Source organism: Paraburkholderia sp. MM6662-R1 (assembly GCF_050436245.1).
Classification (GTDB): domain Bacteria; phylum Pseudomonadota; class Gammaproteobacteria; order Burkholderiales; family Burkholderiaceae; genus Paraburkholderia; species Paraburkholderia tuberum.
On record NZ_JBNDLV010000003.1, the window covers coordinates 441,443 to 460,504 of the forward strand.

The following is a 19,062-nucleotide window of genomic DNA, read 5'->3' on the forward strand; positions in this document are numbered from 1 at the left end:
TCAGGAGCAGGCGATGACGGCATCAGCTAGAGAAGAGCAATCGGAAACGGGATGTTCTGCTGGACCGAACTCGGTGCCAGGCAGATCGGTATCGCGCAATGCCTCCTCGTGACGTGCAAGCTACACGACATCGATCCCTACGATTATCTGGTCGACGTGCTGCAGCGCGTGGGCCAGCATCCGGCATCGCGCGTGCATGAACTCACGCCGCGGATGTGGAAATCGCTCTTCGCCGGCAATCCGCTGCGCTCGCCCTTGCATCAGATCGCCTGACATCGCAAGGACGTCGATGAATTGCCGATTACGTTCGTACGCTGAAACACACCGGCCAGGTGGACTGCAGTGGTTTTGGATAGCGCGTGGGTGAGCTGGACCGCCGCTTGGTTGATTGCGACATTCTTCAAAAAGGCATTGTCGTTCCGAATCGGTGTGGGCTGCACCAAGATTCCATGCCGGGGCGAAGTCAGCTTGACCGCATTGGACATGCGCTTGACGCTCACACGGTCCCAGTTGATCGCCTCAGGCCCGTGGGCACGCCGTTGTTGATGATGGGCGGGTACGGGACGACTGCGGCCACCGCGCCGATCTGCGCGGGACCCGCGACACAGAGCAGGTCGGCGCCGAAGCGTCCGGTGCGAAAGTTCAGCATGCCTCGTGCTGCTCCCGTTGCGGGATCAATGCCGCCGATCAGAAAGTAGTCGAAGGCAAAATCATTCTGTCGCCCCAACCGGAAAAAGCCCAGCCCTGTCTGGCGCATCCCGACCGAAGCGGAGTTTTCGAACAGCGCCCCGCGCGACTGCGGGTCAAGGTTGCCGGTGCTCAGGCTGATCAGGGAGTCCAGGCTGAAATTGGCGCTGAGCCCACCGCCGGGTTGTGTCGCGATAAGATTGGCAAGGCAAGAAAGTTCCGCAATGACAAGGAGTCCTTACGCCACCAGCGAATAGAACTGATCGGCGGCGGTTCGGGCGACGCCGCTGTCCTTCATTTCGCCTTTCCTGATCATATGCATCGTCTCAATGCCTGACAGGATGATGCGGGCACACCGGAAATCCTTGAAGCCCATCATGGGCCTGGTTCGTCGTTTGATCGCCCGATGATCCTGCTCGACGATGTTGTTCAGATATTTGACCTGCCGGACCTTGATCGGCGTTTCCCGCTCGGCGTTGATGGCCTGGAGGGCGGCCAGATTCGCCCCGCTTTTATCCATGGTCACGGTCTCGGGCGTCCCGTTCCGATCGATGGCTTTCTCGAAGTAACGGCGCGCGGCAGCTTTGTCGCGATACGCCCGCAACAGGAAATCCACCGTATTACCGGCCTTGTCCACCGCGCGATACAAGTACTTCCACTGGCCGCCCACCTTGACGTAGGTCTCATCCATCCTCCAGCTCTTGCCGACCGGACGTTTGTGCTTGCGAAAGGCCTTCTCGAACAACGGTACGAGTTTGATCACCCAGCGATGCACGCTCGAATGGTCGACCTCGAAACCCCTTTCGGCCATCATTTCCTCGAGATTTCGCAAGCTCAGCGAGTAGGCCACATACCACCGCACACACAGCAGGATCACGTCCAGCGGATAGTGCAGGCGTTTGAGTACATTCGCTACGCCGGCAGGCAGGGCTTTTCTCGCAGTCGCATTCTTCATATCACGCTTCACTTCAGGAAAATGTCCGCCTGAATTTTACTCCCGCATCCTTAGCGCGACACAACTCGCGGAACTGGCGTGGCTGGCGCCCGCACGGTTCGCGGCGTTGCTGCCCGGACTGGGCGACGCGTCGCTTGACGCGCTATGCCGGCGCTTCGATGCGGAGTTTCCCGGCACCGGCGAGATCGACGATTACGCCTGGTTTCCTGCGTGGCTGCTGGTGGTCAAGCCGGCGCTCGCGGGCCAGCTGGGTGACGCCCGGGCGCAACGTGAGGTTGCGGCATCGCGGGCCACGGTCCTGCTGGGCGAGATCCTGCGCCGGGAGCATGACGGCGACCAGCACGAACTCGTCAGTCTGCGTCAGGCGCTCCGTCGCCTGCATGCGGCCCTGTTCGACGTGTACATGGCCGCGCGGAAAGTGCAGCACCGATGAGTGCGCCTTCTTTGCCGCTGCCAGATTCACTTCCGAAACGCTGCTGATTTTCCTTCGTCGGACGCCTCTTAACCCGTAACCGGGGCATCCCTTGCGTTAGTTGTCACCTAATGATAACATGCAGGTCATGACAGATCGAGACTCAAGCCTAGACACCCTCCTCGAGCTGGACGGAGTGGTGTTCACCGTCGACGACACCGGGTGTTGTTGGGTGAAATTTGAAGTGGCGCAAATCGCAGCATCACCGGAGCGCCCGCACGGGCTGCGGTATTCGCTGACCTTGCACGACGAAACGGGTGCTCGCCTGTTGGGATTCGATAACGCGCATCCGATTCGGGAGGGTTCGGGCCCCGGCGCACGGACGCGGATCGAGTACGACCACAAGCACGCCGGCGAGCGTATCCGGTTTTACGAGTATGCGGATGCCGCGAAGTTGCTTGAAGACTTCTGGACCGAAGTCGAAACAGTGATGAGGGAAAGGAGCGAGAGCGATGACTAACGAACATATTCTGAAGGTCGGGATTGCCCCGATGGAGCAATTCAAGGCGCGGACCATGGCAATCGCGCGAGGCGAATACAAGCCCGCCCCCGACGAGCCGAAAATCTGGTTCTCGTCGCCCGAGTCGTTCGCGCAGGTGCTGTCGGGCAAGAATCAGGCATTGTTGGCACTGATCGCGAAAACGAACCCGTCATCGTTGACGGAGCTTGCAGCGACGTCCGGACGCGAGAAATCCAACCTGTCGCGCACGCTTAAGACGATGGAGCGGTACGGCCTGGTGCACTTCGAGAAAGGCGACGGCCGCGAGGTCGCACCACGGGTCAACTATGCCGGCATCAGCCTGGAAATGTCGTTCGCGTAACGCCACACTACGCAGCATCAAGCCCGCGACACGCCGACCGGTGTCGCGGGCTTCTTCATTCTGAGCACCAGAAACTACGCATGGAACGCGAATATCGGCTCGTGTTAGCGGCGGTGTAAAAGCCAGCCCTTTCAAGGGGCGTGGTTCGAAAAGCGCCGATTTTGGGTAACACGGACGAACTGAGCCGCACCGCTCGTGGAGGGCGGTGTTTTGATTTTTGATTAGTATCCCGATGGATTTGGAGGTCTTGGGTATCGACCTCCCGCGCTCAGACTTGCCGCGGTTGAAGCGCTCCGAGTCCCAGCATCATGAGCCAGTGCGGGTGGTCCCGCCCCGTCATCAACTCACACGGACTTTTGCCTTGACGCTCGGCCCGGCGGCTGCGCACGAAGCGCCGATGATTCAGGAAGAAGCGCAGCAGGTCGAGGTAAGGGGCGCCCAGATGGCGACGCAGCGTGAAAAAGTTGCGCAAGCGCGAGTTCAGATTTTCGACGAGCGCGCTGCTGCGCGGCGTGTGGGCCATGGCCTCGGACACCGCGGCGAACACGGCGTGGAACTGGCCGCCCAGTCTGGCGCGTAGCCGGCCCCATCCCTGCCAGTACGCGGGTGAGGTGCGCGGCTTGCGATGCAGCACACACGCGGCGCGCACGAGCTCATCCGAGACGTTGGCGCGCTGCGCGATCGCGGCGAGCTTCTCATCGAGCACGCCGGCGAACGCGAGCAGGTCATCGCGCTGGTTCTGCAGCGCGATGCGCACCGGGCGGATGCGGCGCGCATCCAGCGCTTCGCGCACGCCCAATTCCTCGACGATGAAGTCGAACAGCGCTTGCCGCGTGGCGAGTTGCGGACCCGCCAGCGACACGATGTCATGACTGAGCCACTGGGTCAGCGTGCGGATGTCGCAGGCTAGCTGATGCGCCTGCGCCTCTGTTGTCAAACGAACTATCGTTGATACGAATTTCTACAAAAGTTGGTGCATTTTCAGTTCTGTGACGAATTCCGGGCTGAAGAGCCTTGTGTAGCAAGGGTTTCCGGCTGATTGACGTAAAGATGGTACGCTGTGTAGCGAGAGACTTTGGCCTGTCTCACCCGACGCGTGGCGTCTCAATCAAGAATCTCGAGCCCGTTTTCAGCGCCCCATTGCCTCAGTGCCTTTTCGACAGAGTCGGCTTCAAACGCATACCAGCGTTCCAGAGCACCTTCGCGCTCGAGTAAATCCTTGAAGCGCGCGTATCCCCCTCGCGGCTGGAAAAACCCTTCAATCTGGTCATAACGCGCAGGCAGCTGCTGTGCGGCAAAGCGCAGGGCGAGACTGCTTCCGAGATCAAGTTCGTTCTTGTGCGGTATCGCGAGGTAGCGATCCGGGTCTTCCAGATCCTCGGGAATCGCCTCCTCGATCGTGTCGATGGCATCGGAAATCCAGTAGATTTTTCCCGTATCGAGCGAGATATACGCCTGGTGTTCCATCGGCGCTGCATAGCTGACGAAGTCGAAGGCCGAGGAAAGATCATCGAATTTGACGGCGACCATGACGGTGACCTCATCGGGATGTTTTTGCTTTCTGTGGGGTTGTGTCGCGATAAGATTGGCAAGGCAAGAAAGTTCCGCAATGACAAGGAGTCCTTACGCCACCAGCGAATAGAACTGATCGGCGGCGGTTCGGGCGACGCCGCTGTCCTTCATTTCGCCTTTCCTGATCATATGCATCGTCTCAATGCCTGACAGGATGATGCGGGCACACCGGAAATCCTTGAAGCCCATCATGGGCCTGGTTCGTCGTTTGATCGCCCGATGATCCTGCTCGACGATGTTGTTCAGATATTTGACCTGCCGGACCTTGATCGGCGTTTCCCGCTCGGCGTTGATGGCCTGGAGGGCGGCCAGATTCGCCCCGCTTTTATCCATGGTCACGGTCTCGGGCGTCCCGTTCCGATCGATGGCTTTCTCGAAGTAACGGCGCGCGGCAGCTTTGTCGCGATACGCCCGCAACAGGAAATCCACCGTATTACCGGCCTTGTCCACCGCGCGATACAAGTACTTCCACTGGCCGCCCACCTTGACGTAGGTCTCATCCATCCTCCAGCTCTTGCCGACCGGACGTTTGTGCTTGCGAAAGGCCTTCTCGAACAACGGTACGAGTTTGATCACCCAGCGATGCACGCTCGAATGGTCGACCTCGAAACCCCTTTCGGCCATCATTTCCTCGAGATTTCGCAAGCTCAGCGAGTAGGCCACATACCACCGCACACACAGCAGGATCACGTCCAGCGGATAGTGCAGGCGTTTGAGTACATTCGCTACGCCGGCAGGCAGGGCTTTTCTCGCAGTCGCATTCTTCATATCACGCTTCACTTCAGGAAAATGTCCGCCTGAATTTTACTCCCGCATCCTTAGCGCGACACAACCTCTCCGAGCGTCGCTTCACGTAAAAAACGCTGGCCCTGTCGCTGTAGAACGCCACCGGCTTGCCATGCTGCTCCAAATACGCGCGCGTCGCCTCGAAGTAGCTGAAGGTCGATTCGGTCGCCGTGAAATGCAGCATCATCAGGCGGCTCGTGGCGTCATCGACGTACACCAGCAGCGTGCAGGCCGGCGCCCGGTCCTCGAACCAGCGATGGTCGCTGCCGTCGATCTGCACCAGCTCACCGAAGCACGCGCGCCGGGCCCGCGGCTGGTAGACCCTGGGCGGCCGCTGCCGGCGCGGTACCCACAGGCCGGCGTCCGTCATCAGGTGTCGCACGGTTTCCTTCGACAGCACGATGCCATGACATTCGCGCAGCTTCTCGCAGGCCAGCGTCGGCCCGAAGTCGGCATAGCGTTCGCGAATGGTGGTCAGGGCCCGCACAGCCAGTCCTTCATCGAGCTTCCGGTTGCCGGGCGACCTGCGCTTGCGTGAGGCCAGTCCCGCCGCGCCAGATTCACGATACCGCGCTACCAGCCGCTCGACCTGACGCACGGTCAGGCCAAGTCGCCCGGCGGCACGCCCGGGCTTGAGCCCGATGTCCACCACGGCCTGGATCACCTTCAGACGGTCGAGTTCGCGCATGTTCAATGTCACCAGTGCGGCTGGGCTCATGACTGGCTCCTGCGATCGCGCAGCAAAATGCCAGCTTGCCAGTCACGGTAAAACACGACATTTGTATCTTGCTAGAACACGACATTCTCATATTGCCGCTACATGTCATGTCGAGGCCAGATAGAAATGTCGGGGTTCCAGCAAGATACAGATGTCGGGGTTGAGGGTCGGTTTTGGGTGGTGGGTTAGGGTCGTTTTGCAGTCCTTTTATCTCTCTCTGGAGGGGTTTTTAGCACCGAGCCTCCCGGGTTCTGGTGTGTCCCCATGACTGCCGCATTCCAGTCCTCGAGCGTGACTTCGCGCTGCTTCCTCGTGCCAGGCAGCCGCGCCTTCGTACGCACGGGTTCACCGCGGTTCGTGCGTGACGGTGAGCCGGATATCCGGCGGTTGTCGCGCTGCGCCTGCAGTGCCTGGGCGACCTTCAGCGCATGACCAAGACGCTTGTGCTCCACCACCGCGCCCTGGTCGATCTCGGCAAGCTTGTCGTACTGGACACAGGGCAGCGCGACACCATCGGCGCGGATCTCGAGGCGTCCGTCCGGATACTCCCACACGTCGATGTAGCGGTGAATCAGCCTGCGGTTGGCCGGCGTATCGTCAAGCAGCCAGATCACGCGGTCGTTCAGCAGCGTCAGTGAATCCGAGACCTTGCGCAGGACGCGCCAGGTCAGGATCGCGTCGAGATTCTCGTCGGCGCGCACGGGTCGATGCGCATCGAAAGCGCTGCGTGGCGGCTTCGCAAAGCGCGCGTTATAGGCTGCCATGTAGGCGGGCGCCCAGGCGTTGGCGGCCTCGATGGTGCTGATGCCGCGCAGCCGGAGCTCCTTGACGAGCCGATCCTGCAGCGTCAGGTGGGCGCGCTCGACGCGCCCCTTGGCGGGGCTTGAGTTCGCGCAGAACGTGTCGATGTTCAGCTCGTACATCGCCCGGCCGAACTGCGTGACACCTTTGCCCGCTGTCTCCGAGCGTCGCTTCACGTAAAAAACGCTGGCCCTGTCGCTGTAGAACGCCACCGGCTTGCCATGCTGCTCCAGATACGCGCGCGTCGCCTCGAAGTAGCTGAAGGTCGATTCGGTCGCCGTGAAATGCAGCATCATCAGGCGGCTCGTGGCGTCATCGACGTACACCAGCAGCGTGCAGGCCGGCGCCCGGTCCTCGAACCAGCGATGGTCGCTGCCGTCGATCTGCACCAGTTCACCCAGGCAGGCACGACGGTTTCTCGGCTGATGCAGCTTCGGCGGCCGCTGTTTGCGGGGAATCCACAGCCCGGCCTCACGCATCCAGCGCCGCACGGTTTCCTTCGACAGCACGAGGCCATGACATTCGCGCAGCTTCTCGCAGGCCAGCGTCGGCCCGAAGTCGGCGTAGCGCTCGCGAATGGTGGTCAGGGCCCGCGCACGGACATCCACCGGCAGTTCGCGGTTGCTGGGCTGTCCACGCCGCGCTGAAACCAGCCCGGCCGGTCCCGCCGCCTCGTAACGCCGCACGAGCCGGCTGACCTGACGCTCACACAGCTGCAGCCGTTCAGCCGCCAGTACGCCCGTCAGGCGATGCTGGACGACCGCCTCGATGATCTTCACGCGCTCGAGCTCGTGCATGCTGATCGTGATGAATCCACGTCCGTTCATGGTCTAGCTCCGGGCTGACGGTGATGCCGCAGCATGCGCCACAGCAGCCAGCCCGGAGCAGGAAACCGGACATTTCTAATGAGCCAGAACCGGACATTTCTAAAAAGCTCTGACATTCTCATAATTGAATCTTGGTACCTATGGCACGGTGTTGCGTGGTTTGGTTTTTCAGGTTTTGTTTTTGTTGTATTTCAACGGGGAAGGCGGCCGAGTTATCCACAGGATATTGCCTCTTTAAACGAGTTCCCCGTTGCGCATCCCAAACCGGGACGCTTGTTGCGTCGAGTATCATGAGGCGACGCAACACGATACTCACCAGGAGCGATCTACGATGGCCGTCGGGTTGCGCACGATCTAGCTGGTTTGCGATTTGGGTCCCACGCCGAGTTGCCACAGCATGTCGATGTTTTTCAGGTACAGGGCAACATTCTCGGGCGGAGCATGGATGATCGAATGCCCATCTTCACCAACGCCGGCCACGTGTGCGGACCACGGGTCTTCCAGGCATTGGCAAACGTCGTTGATGTCGTCGATATACCTTTGCAGTGCTTCCGGATCCCAATCACGCACGGCGTCGGGCCCCAGGAGAACCGTTAGCGTTCCTTTCCTCTCACCGATATACCGTATCGGGGAGAGTAGGCCGCCGACGTAAAGCATCATGATGGCGTCGATCACGCGATCGTCGTGATCTTCATCCCAGATGACCGCGAAGTCGAGGAAGCCGCACCGGTCGATTCGGTTCAGGAACTCGTCGTGCCACACGGGCACACGAAGCACCGAGTAGTGGGTTCCGCGACCCAGGTTGCCGACTGGGCGCGTTTCGTCGTGCAGGGTCTGGAAGAACGGGCAATAGGACATCAAACGCTCCTTTCGGGAGAGAAGCGGCTTCCGCCGCGGAACCTCGGCCATTTCGTAGCTGGGGTGTCGAGCAAACACTATCACACCGCAGGGATGGTCATCCTCGCTTTGTGTCTTCGCGGCCTTTTGATTTGGTCGGCGGCATTGCCGATACAGGCGCAGCCGGTATCGCACCAAGCTCGGCAAGCCTGTCGCGCGCCTCCCGATGGTGCTCGTAGAATTTCGCCCACTTGCTGAAGCCACCGAGTTCGCCGACGGCACGCAGCATGGCGAGGTGAGAGGCGGTAAGCAACTGCACGGTAGCTTCGAGCTCTGCAATCCGGATGTCCTTGTCGGCAAGCGACGAGGCCGTGTCGGATCCGGAACGTTTCGCGATTCGGATTCGCCAGCGTCTGTACGCTGATTGCCGCTGCTGATACTCGGCGAGCAGTTGGCTTCGCGACTCGCTGCGGGTAATCGACGATGCCGCCTTGATGGTTGGATGCAATCGGGCAACAGCGCGCGCCGTGATGTCTTCGTCGTCAGCCAGCAGCGTCTCAAGGATCTCGCGCATTGGCTCGTCGCCGGATGCGGTCGTTTCACTGGGCTCAGTCATCAAGTACTCCACGTTGCGCCGGCGCCGAGAGGTCGACGCCGTCAGGGAAAGGGTGTTCACCCGGCCCCGTCGCGAGCAGCTTCTGTACGCCCGCCAGCCGCTTCTCGACATGATCGAGCTGGTTTTTCCCGCCAATGCTCGTTGAAGGACGGGCCCTGATCGTCTCCAGCGCCAGCTTGAACTTACCTTCGAGCCGGATGAGGTTCTGTCGGTGCTCCGGGAGGTCGGTCGCCGAGAGATGACGGCAGTCGGCGAAGCATTCGAGATGCTTGGGGCAAGGGTCGACAGTGAACGAGTTCAGGCAGTGCCCGTACGGCGTGGCATGGAATCCATCAGCTTCGGCACGCAGGTATTCGTACGCAGCCGTCTCGCCTTCCGTGGCCTGGATGCGCCGGAACGTGTCGACTATCGGCCCGTTTGCTTTGCCACCCTTAATGAGTCGGGCAACTGTGCTCGCTTTCTCGCCCAGCATGGCCTCGATTTCCCGCGGAATTTCAACGTGGTCAAGTTCTTCCGCGAGGCTTCGATGGTCATAGTCGTAACTCTGGGCCACACTCCGGCGGTTGAAGCGCTTGGAGATGATCGTGTCGGCGACGCCGAGCCGGAACAGTTCGGTGTTCTGTAGATGACGCAACATGTGGGATTGCATCCGTAGCTTACGATCGTCGTCGGTTTGTCCGTATTTCTCAAACACGGTCTCGCCGGTCGATTGCTCGCCGAGCGCCAACTGAATCAGGTCGGGCCCCGGGCGGCGGACGCACATGTAGCGATTGACGTCACAGAGCAAGTCATTGCGTTCTTCTGCAAGTGAACGCTTTGGCTGCACGAACAGAAGCTCGAACGGCTGAACGGAGCCAACTGCCAGCGGTAAAGGCGTAATGTCCGACACCTTCGTTGGCGTCGTGAGCCGGATGTGCTCCTCGAACTCGCCGACGTGCAAGTACGTCGTATGCCATCCCGTCCGCGCCAGGAGACTGATTGGCGAACCGTCGCCATGACGGAAGCGCAGGCCCGTCTCGCCTGCGCGTATCGCAGATTTCAGGCGATGTCCGAATTGATAGACGGCCATGTCAAGCGTCGTATCGCCGCTGTGCCGCAGCGCATTCTGATAGTCCTGCAGTTCAGCAAGAACGGCAGGTTCGAACCCGTTCCGGTAGCGTTCGATGAATGGCTCCCGTTCAATGGCCAGCCAGAACGGATTGCCCATGAGGCGCTGATAGACTTCGATGAAGGGCACGACGCTGTTGGCCGGATACCATGGGAGCAGTCTTCCCGTTTCGCATTGCAGCTTCAACGTCGCGCGCAGCGGTTCAGTGATTCTGGCCACATGGTCAAGCGTCTCAGTCAGCAGCGTCCGGAACATCTCTGGAACAGGCTGGGTCGCTTCATACAGGACCCTGCTATCCGTTTCATCCTGCTGCTGCTTTTCTGCGAAGTGACGGATCATCAGGGACGTCGAGATGCCACCGGATTCGCCGGCTGGCCGTCCGGTCCTATCCAGGTACGTGCGCTCCCGCTTCCAGTCCACTGGTAAAAGCGCTGCCTCACCCGACCGCATTCCCGTGATGATCATCGTGCGCAACGCTGCAAAGCGCAGTTCATCCATGAATGTGCGCGGCTTTTCAGTCATTATGATGCGCGTCAGTTCCCAGAATGCCCGGCGTTCTGGCAGACGCTCGCTCCGCTTGCGGGCGTCGAGATCGTCACGAAGCTCGTCGGGCGACCACGTATGTTTTGCCTTGATAGCACTTTTCACTTTCATGCGGGGAACGGCAAGTGCCGGGTACAACGGACCGGCGTCACAGACGTGCTGGGCGTCGAACACGAGCTTGACGATGCCACTCACCGCATCCCCCAGCTTTCCAGAAGCCTGGACAGCCGTGCCTATACGGACGGCAACGTGCAGGTCATCAACGGTCAGTTCCCATGGCTCGCTGCCTACGCACGTAGCAATTACGCGCAGTGGACGGAGAATATGTTTATACACATGTCCCGTCGTATTCCGCCTGAACAGCAACTGCTCGGCGACGGCCGCCTTGATCATGTCCTGCCATGCGTCAGACAGCGGCCGCCTGGGTAATGGTGCCAGTCCACGCTCAGCACGTTCCGCGTTGACAATTGCCAGCGCCTTCGTGTCCCCACCCAGGTCCCGCAGGTAGTGATTCGGCGGCGGTATGTCGCCGGCAATGGCCGTGAGGTTCCATCCGACGCCGTCTCGAGCAGCGCCGGCTTCGTCGAGAGGCATCTCCCAGCGCAGCCCTTTTTCGCGGGCGAGGGTTTTGCCCAGCTCGATGAACGCGGAGTAGTGAGGATTCATCGGCCCTCTCTTTCCAGCTCGTCGATGACCGTCTGTATTTCGGCGATCGTGCGCTGCAGCTGGAGATACGTCGGAGACCGGGTGTCGCCGCGAGAGCTCTGCTCGAAGAACACGACCACCTCACGCATCGAGGCCAACACGCTCTCATGCATTGCCTTGTCATGCAAGGGCAAGAACTTCCTGCAGCCGTAGCATGACGTCACCGGGTTATAAGGGCACGCCGGTTGTCCCGACATGCAACCACCGATGCCTGCAATCGGAATGCCGTGAGGCACGCCGGCGATCTGCTGTTCACCCTTAAGTAAGGTGAGCTCTTCCGGGGAGATGAACCGGTCGTGCGCAATCCTCGCCACCCGGCGGTACACATCCGAGGCGCCGAGCGCCCGGTTGACGCGTTCGGCGTGGGAGGCCGACGTCCGGAAGTACACCAGTCCGGTCCGAATGTACGAATGCCCCATGAACTCGGCGAGTTCCTCGTGGCTGGCACCGGCGTCAACGAGCCGTTGGGCTGCTGTATGCCGTAAATCCATGGCCGATCCGAGATCGTCGGAATCAATCAGCTTGCGCACCAGCGCAGCAATGCGAGCCCCAGCCTCGCTGTTCGATTGGACATCGAAGAAGTGTGCGTTACCGGTGGCTCCGTCGAGCCGCCGCCATTTATCAAGCGCAGCAAACACCGGCGCCCACTCATGTTTGACCCGACGTGTAAGAGGTCGCCGTTTGGCTGCACTCCGCTGTTTGGCCATGTGGAACGTCAGATGAACAGTTGGCAAGCCATCCTGGACATCGTGCCAGATGCGGACGTTTCGCATGCTCACCATCGCGATCTGGATGGGTCGCATGGCAAACTGGTAGGCGCACAGCAACATCCCTGTGTCGCAAAGTGCGTCGTAAGGAACCGAGGCCGGTGATGCAAGCGCCGCGACGGTCTCGTCCAGATGCCGCACAATCGCGGCCTCTTCGTCCACGCCCAGAAACACATCTCCAGAATGAACGCCAGCATAGACATCGCGGGCCGGCAAGGGAAGGGTGTTGGTGACATGGAAACTGTAGGAGTCCGACCAACCTTGAAGTCGATAGCGGCACAGAAGCCGAAGCAGCGACTTTGCCAGGACATAGGTCGAGACAGGCATCTCACGCACGCGCAGCGTCGCCCAGACGGATGCTATTTCCACAGGGCCCGCACGAACAATGTCAGCGATGTCCCTCCGCGACAGATGCGTCGCTGAGATCAGGTAGTTCGCAGCGGTAGATGCGGTGAGGTCCTGGCCCAGGAGATACACGAAGACGTGTTTTAACAGCAGGGCGTGCTTTGTTTCATACGGCGTGAAGTCGACCCTGATCGTTCGGCCATTGATCACCAGCTCGAAGACCACCGCATTGACCGGATCGCGAATCGAATACTGTTTGTCGTCAAAGTCGTCGTAATAGCGGAGGACCGGAGGCAGAGCCGGCAATGCCCTCAGGACCCGCTCAATGACGTCCCCGGCAGATGACGGTTCCGGGAACCAGCCTGGGCTCTGTGGTTCCTCCATATCAGTTCCTGCGAGGCAAGGCGCGAAGCAACGCAACCCGGTCATCGAAGGCGTCATTCCAGACGCCAGCCAGTCTGTCCTCAAACACTGCGCGCGCATATCGGGACGGCATCGCGGAGGTCTTGGACCAGCCGAAGAACGTTCGCATCTTCTGAATCGCCTCATCCATCGCATCGCCGTGCTCAAGCAACTGCTGCAGCCTGACGACGGCACTTGTGTGACGCAGGTCATGAGGCGTTATCGCATGCTTGCCAGTACGGTCCTTCAACTCAGCGAGTACTTCGGCCGGCAGGCAGCGAGATATCAGGGCGAATGTCTTGGTCAGCGTTTCAGTCGACAGAGGTGTGTCGAACTGGGAGTTCAGCAGATAGGAATGAGACGGCCGGCCGCGATAGTTTTCCACGTAACGTTGCACCACACTGGCCGTCAGTTCGCTAACAGGAACCTGCCGGACCGAATGCGCGTTCTTGATGCCCGGTTTCGAGTAGCGAGGGTCAACCTCCGCATCCTCGTACCCGTTGTCGTGGACATTGAGCCAGTAGCGCGTGCGCTGCTGCCGGCGGTCGTAAGCGCTTTTCACCGCATCAGCCGGCAGCATCAAGGCTTCCCCCCGGCGTAACCCTTGATGCAACATCAACACGAAGGCGACGAAGACACGCCAGCGTGTGCGCTCGCGTGCAAACGGATTTTGCCGGGAATTCGGGTCGAGCAAGAGGTACAGCGCCTCCAGAGTGCTGGCCGGCAACGAGCGCACCATCTCGACCGGATTGTCACGGCGAACATGAAGTTGGCCGTAGAGCCCGGCAAGGCTGTGTAGCCGCTGCTCAATCCGCCTTAGCCGGTCATTGGAGGCCTCGCTTTTTGATAGCCAGGTGACCACGGACGAGACGAATTCCAGTCCCGTTTGCCAGCGCTTTTCGTCGGCGCCGGTCACGACGGACTGATTGCGGATCGAAACGAACCACGACTCGAGAATTTCAGCCAGCGCCTGGTCGTCCAGCGCTGCCAGCGCGTCGTCCAGAGCATTCGGACCGCCGATTCCGACTGCATGCTGATACAGGTTTTCGAGATACCGGAGCTTTTTTGTATGCGTGGACGCTGCCAATCGAGACGACGACATTGTCGACCAGACTTCAGCCCAGTAACGCGGCAACCCGGTGTCGTCAACCAGCACCGGGCCACGGAGCAACAACGGAAGATCGGGATCATCCAAGTATCGAAACACGGAAGCCATCCGTCAGCAAACGCAACGGCAAAAGCTACCATCTGTTGTGTGACAGTTACCTGCGAGTACGGATTTCAGCCGTTTCCACGCAACGGCTTCATACATACCAGTCCTGGTGATAAATTACGTTATGTCAAATTGTCGGGGCGATTGACAAAAACTGACAGCCGTGTCGGCTCTGGCAACCACACAAGGAGAATATAAGACGGCGCTGCACTGGCCATTGCGAGCGGCGAGTGCGAACTAAACCAGAAGCGACGCCCTGGTCATCTCCCTCGAGGAGCAAAGCGTCGAGGCGAGGCTAGCCGACCACCATCATGATCTAGGAGTGTCCGACCGACCGCATCACAAAGAGGCGTTCGTCCCACACCACGGGTTGCGGCTCGGTCACGGCAATCCGCGTCGCGTCGGGGTGTGCGGGATTGACCAGCACGTTGAACTCTGCACGGACCACGACGGAAGGTACGATCAGGAGCGCGGTACGCGACTCGGTCAGCCAGGCGTCGCCGAACACCCTTGCCACCTGCAGTGCTGGCGCATCCCATCCCCCCGGCAACGATTCGGCCGAATGGCGTTCGACGCGAATATCGTCGGGAACCGCTGCTTCAACCCATCCGTGTGTCTTCGGTACCTTGCCGATGCGCGCATGAACAAGAACCTCGAGCATCGCACCGGCGAAGGTCGACGCGGCGTAGATGACCGGTCGCCCCGGGCTATTGAAGCGGCCGCCCACCAGCATCGCGCCGGTGCCACTCCAGACCGGGTGTCGAGTGTCGGCGATTCGAAACAACTTCACGCCGGCAACCCGTAAAACAGTTTCCAGAGCAGCTCTTCGACCCGGCGCGCGCCGAGCTCGGTCAGCGCAACATCGAGCGGCGCCCGCCCTTCGAGCTCCGGGTGCGGCGCCGACAGGAATTCCCGCGCGTCCTCTTCGTCGTTCCAGACGTAGGCCGTCGTCGCGACGATCCTGGCCAGCCGCTCAGTCTTTTCCGATTCGTCTGGCGTCAGCCGATCGCGACGCCGCTTATAGGTCGCTTCGGGGATGATGCGGGCAAGTAGCGCACGCCGGGCGTCGGCACCCTGCGTCGCATGTTCGACGCCCGCGCGCAGCGCGGACTTGGGCAGGCCGTCGCGGACAAGTGACTCGAGTTCCGCGAGCGTGTGCGGGACCTGCCGCAGTTCCATGACCGCGGCCACTGCTTCAGGCGTGATCAGTGACATGCGACTCCCGACCAAAGTATCAGTTGATGCCTAATGATAGCGCAATTGATACCGTCCGCAAACCCATCTTCGATCTAGCGGGCTCCAGCGGGGAGACTGCCGAGGCGGTCTCCTCGACATCGTCCGTGCCTGCGAGAATCGCCCCGGCCTACAGAAATCTTTCATACACGAAACGCTCAAGCAACTAAGCATCCGCTCGCGACAGGATGTCGCACCGGGCACACGGATAAACCATTTATAGTGCACTGCACAAGCCCGTGTGATTGGCAGCTGCGATCTGACGGTCGTGTTATAGTGCACTGCACAATCTCCGTCCGATCGGCAAGTGCGATCTGACGACCGCGTCCGGCGTTGCCGGGTTGCGGACAGACATGCCGCTGAAGGTGAATCGCCACGCCTGTCAGCTACGCCCAGTTTCTGTCTACATCATCAAAATGAGGTCCCTGTGAAATACCTTCCCCGCATCGCCGCGTCTGGAGCACTCCTGGTCGTCGCTCTCGGTATCGTCACCTTCGCCCAGATCAAGTTCGCGCCGCAATCCGCAGACAACAACCCGGTTGCACGGATCGTCCTGAACGTCGAGTCGCAACTGAACGGCTGAGCGACTCCACCGCTGTATGTAGCCCGCGCCCCACAGGCAAAGGCCGGCAAAGAAAACCCGCCAGGCTCCGAAGAGAACTGGCGGGTTTGAGCTACTGATTTCGGATTCACACGCCAGGCGATGGTAACGGAGTTGACGCCTGCTCAGTCTCCTCCAGCGATCAGTCAGCCTCCATGTCCACGGCATCGAACACCTTGGCAGGTCACCAATCGTCAATTCGAGACGCTTCATTGTGGCCTCGTGAGACAGGCAATCGTCCCCCTCGACGTTTCGATCATCAGAAACTTAAAGGAGCGTGTCGCCACACTGATCCAGCGCAAGCCAGCCCTCCCCGCCTTGCGCAAATTGTCACCGCGCAACCTGAAGGCATGGCCGAATCCAGAATTTGTGCAGCAGCCTCCTGCACAAATTGAAACCCCTTCGGCTTGGTAAACATAGGATTGCGAATTAATCTTCGATCATTCCTTTTATGTCAAGTGCAAACGAACCGGGGGGATAAACGAGGTGGAACAGTTCCCTGAATCTCCGGACACCTATCACCTCTTAAAGTCGAGGATAGTCTTGTGACTGGTTTCAAGCCTAGCTAGGGTGAATGGCACTTACTTAAGCCTACATGGAGGAGAAGACGCGGGTAAGTGCTTGAAGAGAAAGGGAGGGGGCTGATCCAGGGATTGATACGATGGTTGTTACCAGGCAAACACCGTCTCATTCCAAAGATCAGCCCCCATGGATCGTAATGCACGAAGTCATCACAGGCAAACACGAAGCAGGGTTCAAAGCCGGGCATGCAGGGCCCAGGCGGTAGACTACTTCAACATACTGACGAGCCCGGGGCTGTTGGGCATAACGGAAGCGTATTTGCCAGAACATCGGGAACGGCTGTATCCGCCGACGGTGACACTGTCGATGTTCATGCGCCAGGCGCTGGAAGAGGACGCCTCCTGTCAGAAGGCAGTCAACGGGTGGGCGGCGCAGCGAGCTGCCGACGGGCTGCGGCCCATGAGTGTGCGTACGGGAGGCTACTGCCGCGCTCGCCAGAGACTGCCGCTGACGATGGTGCGGGAGTTGGCGCGCGAGACGGGGCGCCAACTGCATGAGCAGGCCGAGCCTGCCTGGAAGTGGCGCGGGCGCCCGGTCAAGCTGGTTGACGGCACCGGGATCTCGATGCCCGATACGCCGTCGAACCAGGCCCGTTTCCCGCAGTCCAGTGCTCAGGCCGAAGGAGTGGGCTTTCCATTGGCCTATCTGGTTGCGGTGATCTGTCTGGCAAGCGGCGCAGTACTGGAGTCGGCGGTCGGAACTTACGCGGGCAAAGGCAGCGGGGAGCTGACGGCGTTTCGCATGCTGCAAGGCACGTTTCGCAAAGGTGACGTGATCGTCGCCGATGCCTTGTACTGCCACTACTTTCTGATGGCCTCAATGATCGCCGCCGGGGTGGACGTCGTGATGGAACAGCATGGGGCACGCCGCACCGACTTTCGGCGAGGCCGGTCCCTGGGCACGCGCGATCACATTGTGACGTGGCCCAAACCCCGGCAGCGTCCCGACTGGATGACGCATGAGCAGTACCAGGCCTTCCCCGATGAGCTGATGGTGCGCGAGTCCAGGCTGCATCACCGGGTGCTGGTCACCACGATGCTTGATGCACGCAAGACCAGCAAACAGGACCTCTCGCAGTTGTACGCCAGGCGCTGGAACGTGGAACTGGATCTACGTAACATCAAGACGACGATGGGCATGGATGTGCTGCATTGCCAGACTGCCCACATGAACGAAAAGGAGATCTGGGTCCATCTGCTGGCCTACAACGTGATTCGGCTGCTGATGGCTCAGGCCGCCAGTCACCATGCCACTGACCCGAGAACACTGAGTTTCAAACACACGGTGCAGTTATGGACTGAATGGCTGGCCAGAGGTCTGACGGCAACTCACAACCAGAGTCTCCTGTTCAACCTGATCACGCAGTCTTGCGTTGGGAGTCGCCCCGGTCGCATCGAACCACGAATGCGCAAACGAAGACCGAAGTCCTACCCATGGCTGAAAGAGCCTCGTCACATCGCACGTGAGCGCGTCCAAAAATATGGGCACGCTCCACGGGCTTACTAAGCCGAAACAAAGTAACCGGACATGGGTCAAGCCGCGTAGCGGACTGACGGATGTTGAAACATGGATCGGACCAAGGCTGGAATCTTCTGCAACGAGCGCAGAACCGCTCGAACTCGCTGCTTGAGATGCCCGGGACCTTTGATGGCAATGCCGATCTTGTGATGTTTGAGATAACCCCATACCAACTCGTCCGGGTTCAGGTCTGGGGAGTAAGCAGGAAGGAAGAACAGACAAAGGCGACCATTCGATTCCGCGGCAAGCTGCCGGATCGCTTTGCAACGATGTACCGGATGACCATCGGCAATCAGGAAGACAGGCGCATCGGCGGTGAGCATCAGTCGTTTGACGAAGTCGACGTACACGGAGATCTTGAAGCTGCCTTCGAAACACATGAATCGAAGTTGGCCACGCGGGCTGATCGCTGAGATCAGGTTCACCTTAAAGCGCGCGCCAGTGACTTCGACTACCGGTGTTTGACCGACCGGTGCCCAGGTCGTGCCGCTGTGATAGTCCGATCGCACCGTCGATTCGTCGACGAAGAAGATCTGTGCCCCGTAGCGTTTGGCCTGCCCGGCAATGGCCGGGTATTCGTCGCGCATCCACGACTCGACCAGTTCAGGGTCGCGTTGGTACGCACGCGCAAGCGGACGCTGGGGTAAAAGCCCGAGCTTGCGCAGCAGTCGACCGACCGACACCTGGGAGAGCTTGACGTTGAAATGTTCGCGAATCAACTCCCGCACCATGTCTCGCGTCCACAATGCAAGCTCGAACTTCATCTGCATGGGGTTCTTCGTTGTGACCGTCTGATAGACGAAGCGGATAGCCTCGGACGAGAGCTTCATCGGTCGACCAGGGATTACCTTGGCTCGTAACGCCTCGATCCCCCCTTCACGCCAGGCCGCCAACCACTCGTAAATACGCGCCCTCGAGAATCCGAGCATGCGGATCACGTCCTCCGGCGACTC

19 protein-coding genes and 2 pseudogenes are annotated in these 19,062 nt (G+C 60.1%); 6 read left to right on the forward strand and 15 right to left on the reverse strand.

Going from position 1 to position 19,062, the window contains the following annotated elements; genetic code table 11:
* Positions 1-45: 45 nt before the first annotated feature.
* A pseudogene (locus tag OKW39_RS24630) lies at positions 46-273 on the forward strand (transposase domain-containing protein); the annotation flags it as partial.
* A 223-nt stretch (positions 274-496) separates the two neighbouring features.
* Here OKW39_RS24630 and OKW39_RS24635 read toward each other — a convergent pair.
* Together OKW39_RS24635 and OKW39_RS24640 are read right to left on the reverse strand one after the other, a co-directional pair.
* A complete protein-coding gene (locus OKW39_RS24635; protein WP_429359894.1) occupies positions 497-757 on the reverse strand; it encodes a hypothetical protein in 261 nt (86 codons plus the stop codon).
* Positions 758-925: 168 nt separating this feature from the next.
* Positions 926-1,642 carry an IS6 family transposase gene (locus tag OKW39_RS24640; RefSeq protein WP_429359741.1) on the reverse strand — a complete coding sequence of 239 codons (717 nt, stop codon included), beginning with the start codon at positions 1,640-1,642 and terminating at the stop codon, positions 926-928.
* Positions 1,643-1,748: 106 nt separating this feature from the next.
* Between OKW39_RS24640 and OKW39_RS24645 the strand changes: the two genes are divergently transcribed.
* From OKW39_RS24645 to OKW39_RS24655, 3 genes are all read left to right on the forward strand, one after another.
* Complete coding sequence (locus OKW39_RS24645) at positions 1,749-2,075, forward strand: hypothetical protein (protein ID WP_429359891.1); 327 nt, start codon at positions 1,749-1,751, stop codon at positions 2,073-2,075.
* 178 nt (positions 2,076-2,253) lie between these two features.
* Entirely contained in the window at positions 2,254-2,574 is a 321-nt protein-coding gene (locus OKW39_RS24650) for a toxin-antitoxin system TumE family protein (protein ID WP_429359889.1), read from the forward strand.
* Positions 2,567-2,935 carry a MarR family transcriptional regulator gene (locus OKW39_RS24655; RefSeq protein ID WP_429359887.1) on the forward strand — a complete coding sequence of 123 codons (369 nt, stop codon included), beginning with the start codon at positions 2,567-2,569 and terminating at the stop codon, positions 2,933-2,935. The genes OKW39_RS24650 and OKW39_RS24655 overlap by 8 nt, the downstream gene beginning before the upstream one ends.
* Positions 2,936-3,203: 268 nt before the next feature.
* Here OKW39_RS24655 and OKW39_RS24660 read toward each other — a convergent pair whose 3' ends face one another.
* The 12 genes and pseudogenes from OKW39_RS24660 to OKW39_RS24715 all read right to left on the reverse strand — a co-directional run bounded on the left by OKW39_RS24660 (position 3,204) and on the right by OKW39_RS24715 (position 15,390).
* Positions 3,204-3,872, reverse strand: coding sequence for a hypothetical protein (locus OKW39_RS24660; protein ID WP_429359885.1), 669 nt, complete (start codon positions 3,870-3,872; stop codon positions 3,204-3,206).
* Between the two features lie 167 nt (positions 3,873-4,039).
* Positions 4,040-4,465, reverse strand: coding sequence for a hypothetical protein (locus OKW39_RS24665; RefSeq protein WP_429563918.1), 426 nt, complete (start codon positions 4,463-4,465; stop codon positions 4,040-4,042).
* A 93-nt stretch (positions 4,466-4,558) separates the two neighbouring features.
* Positions 4,559-5,275: an IS6 family transposase gene (locus OKW39_RS24670; RefSeq protein WP_429359741.1), complete on the reverse strand. Its 717-nt coding sequence runs from the start codon at positions 5,273-5,275 to the stop codon at positions 4,559-4,561.
* 67 nt (positions 5,276-5,342) lie between these two features.
* Positions 5,343-6,011: pseudogene (locus tag OKW39_RS24675) on the reverse strand (ISNCY family transposase); the annotation flags it as partial.
* Positions 6,012-6,196: 185 nt separating this feature from the next.
* Positions 6,197-7,639: an ISNCY family transposase gene (locus tag OKW39_RS24680; protein ID WP_429359881.1), complete on the reverse strand. Its 1,443-nt coding sequence runs from the start codon at positions 7,637-7,639 to the stop codon at positions 6,197-6,199.
* Positions 7,640-7,993: 354 nt separating this feature from the next.
* A complete protein-coding gene (locus OKW39_RS24685) occupies positions 7,994-8,497 on the reverse strand; it encodes a hypothetical protein (RefSeq protein ID WP_429563919.1) in 504 nt (167 codons plus the stop codon).
* A gap of 97 nt (positions 8,498-8,594) precedes the next feature.
* Positions 8,595-9,092, reverse strand: coding sequence for a hypothetical protein (locus OKW39_RS24690; RefSeq protein WP_429563920.1), 498 nt, complete (start codon positions 9,090-9,092; stop codon positions 8,595-8,597).
* Entirely contained in the window at positions 9,085-11,409 is a 2,325-nt protein-coding gene (locus OKW39_RS24695; RefSeq protein WP_429563921.1) for a hypothetical protein, read from the reverse strand. The genes OKW39_RS24690 and OKW39_RS24695 overlap by 8 nt, the downstream gene beginning before the upstream one ends.
* On the reverse strand, positions 11,406-12,944 hold the full coding sequence (locus tag OKW39_RS24700) for a site-specific integrase (RefSeq protein ID WP_429563922.1): 1,539 nt from the start codon (positions 12,942-12,944) through the stop codon (positions 11,406-11,408). Before OKW39_RS24700 ends, OKW39_RS24695 begins: the two co-directional genes overlap by 4 nt.
* A gap of 1 nt (position 12,945) precedes the next feature.
* Positions 12,946-14,157, reverse strand: a complete 1,212-nt coding sequence (locus OKW39_RS24705) for a tyrosine-type recombinase/integrase (RefSeq protein ID WP_429563923.1) — start codon at positions 14,155-14,157, stop codon at positions 12,946-12,948.
* 334 nt (positions 14,158-14,491) lie between these two features.
* Positions 14,492-14,965, reverse strand: coding sequence for an RES family NAD+ phosphorylase (locus OKW39_RS24710; RefSeq protein ID WP_429563924.1), 474 nt, complete (start codon positions 14,963-14,965; stop codon positions 14,492-14,494).
* The gene (locus OKW39_RS24715) at positions 14,962-15,390 is read right to left on the reverse strand and encodes an antitoxin Xre/MbcA/ParS toxin-binding domain-containing protein (RefSeq protein WP_429563925.1); all 429 of its coding nucleotides are present in this window, start codon (positions 15,388-15,390) and stop codon (positions 14,962-14,964) included. The genes OKW39_RS24710 and OKW39_RS24715 overlap by 4 nt, the downstream gene beginning before the upstream one ends.
* Before the next feature lie 445 nt (positions 15,391-15,835).
* Here OKW39_RS24715 and OKW39_RS24720 point away from each other — a divergent pair, with 445 nt between their 5' ends.
* Together OKW39_RS24720 and OKW39_RS24725 are read left to right on the forward strand one after the other, a co-directional pair.
* Positions 15,836-15,991: a hypothetical protein gene (locus OKW39_RS24720; RefSeq protein WP_158608233.1), complete on the forward strand. Its 156-nt coding sequence runs from the start codon at positions 15,836-15,838 to the stop codon at positions 15,989-15,991.
* A gap of 726 nt (positions 15,992-16,717) precedes the next feature.
* Entirely contained in the window at positions 16,718-18,097 is a 1,380-nt protein-coding gene (locus tag OKW39_RS24725; RefSeq protein ID WP_429563926.1) for an IS4 family transposase, read from the forward strand.
* Between the two features lie 26 nt (positions 18,098-18,123).
* Here the strand turns inward: OKW39_RS24725 and OKW39_RS24730 are convergent, their stop codons facing one another.
* A complete protein-coding gene (locus tag OKW39_RS24730) occupies positions 18,124-19,047 on the reverse strand; it encodes an IS630 family transposase (RefSeq protein WP_429563927.1) in 924 nt (307 codons plus the stop codon).
* Positions 19,048-19,062: the final 15 nt, after the last annotated feature.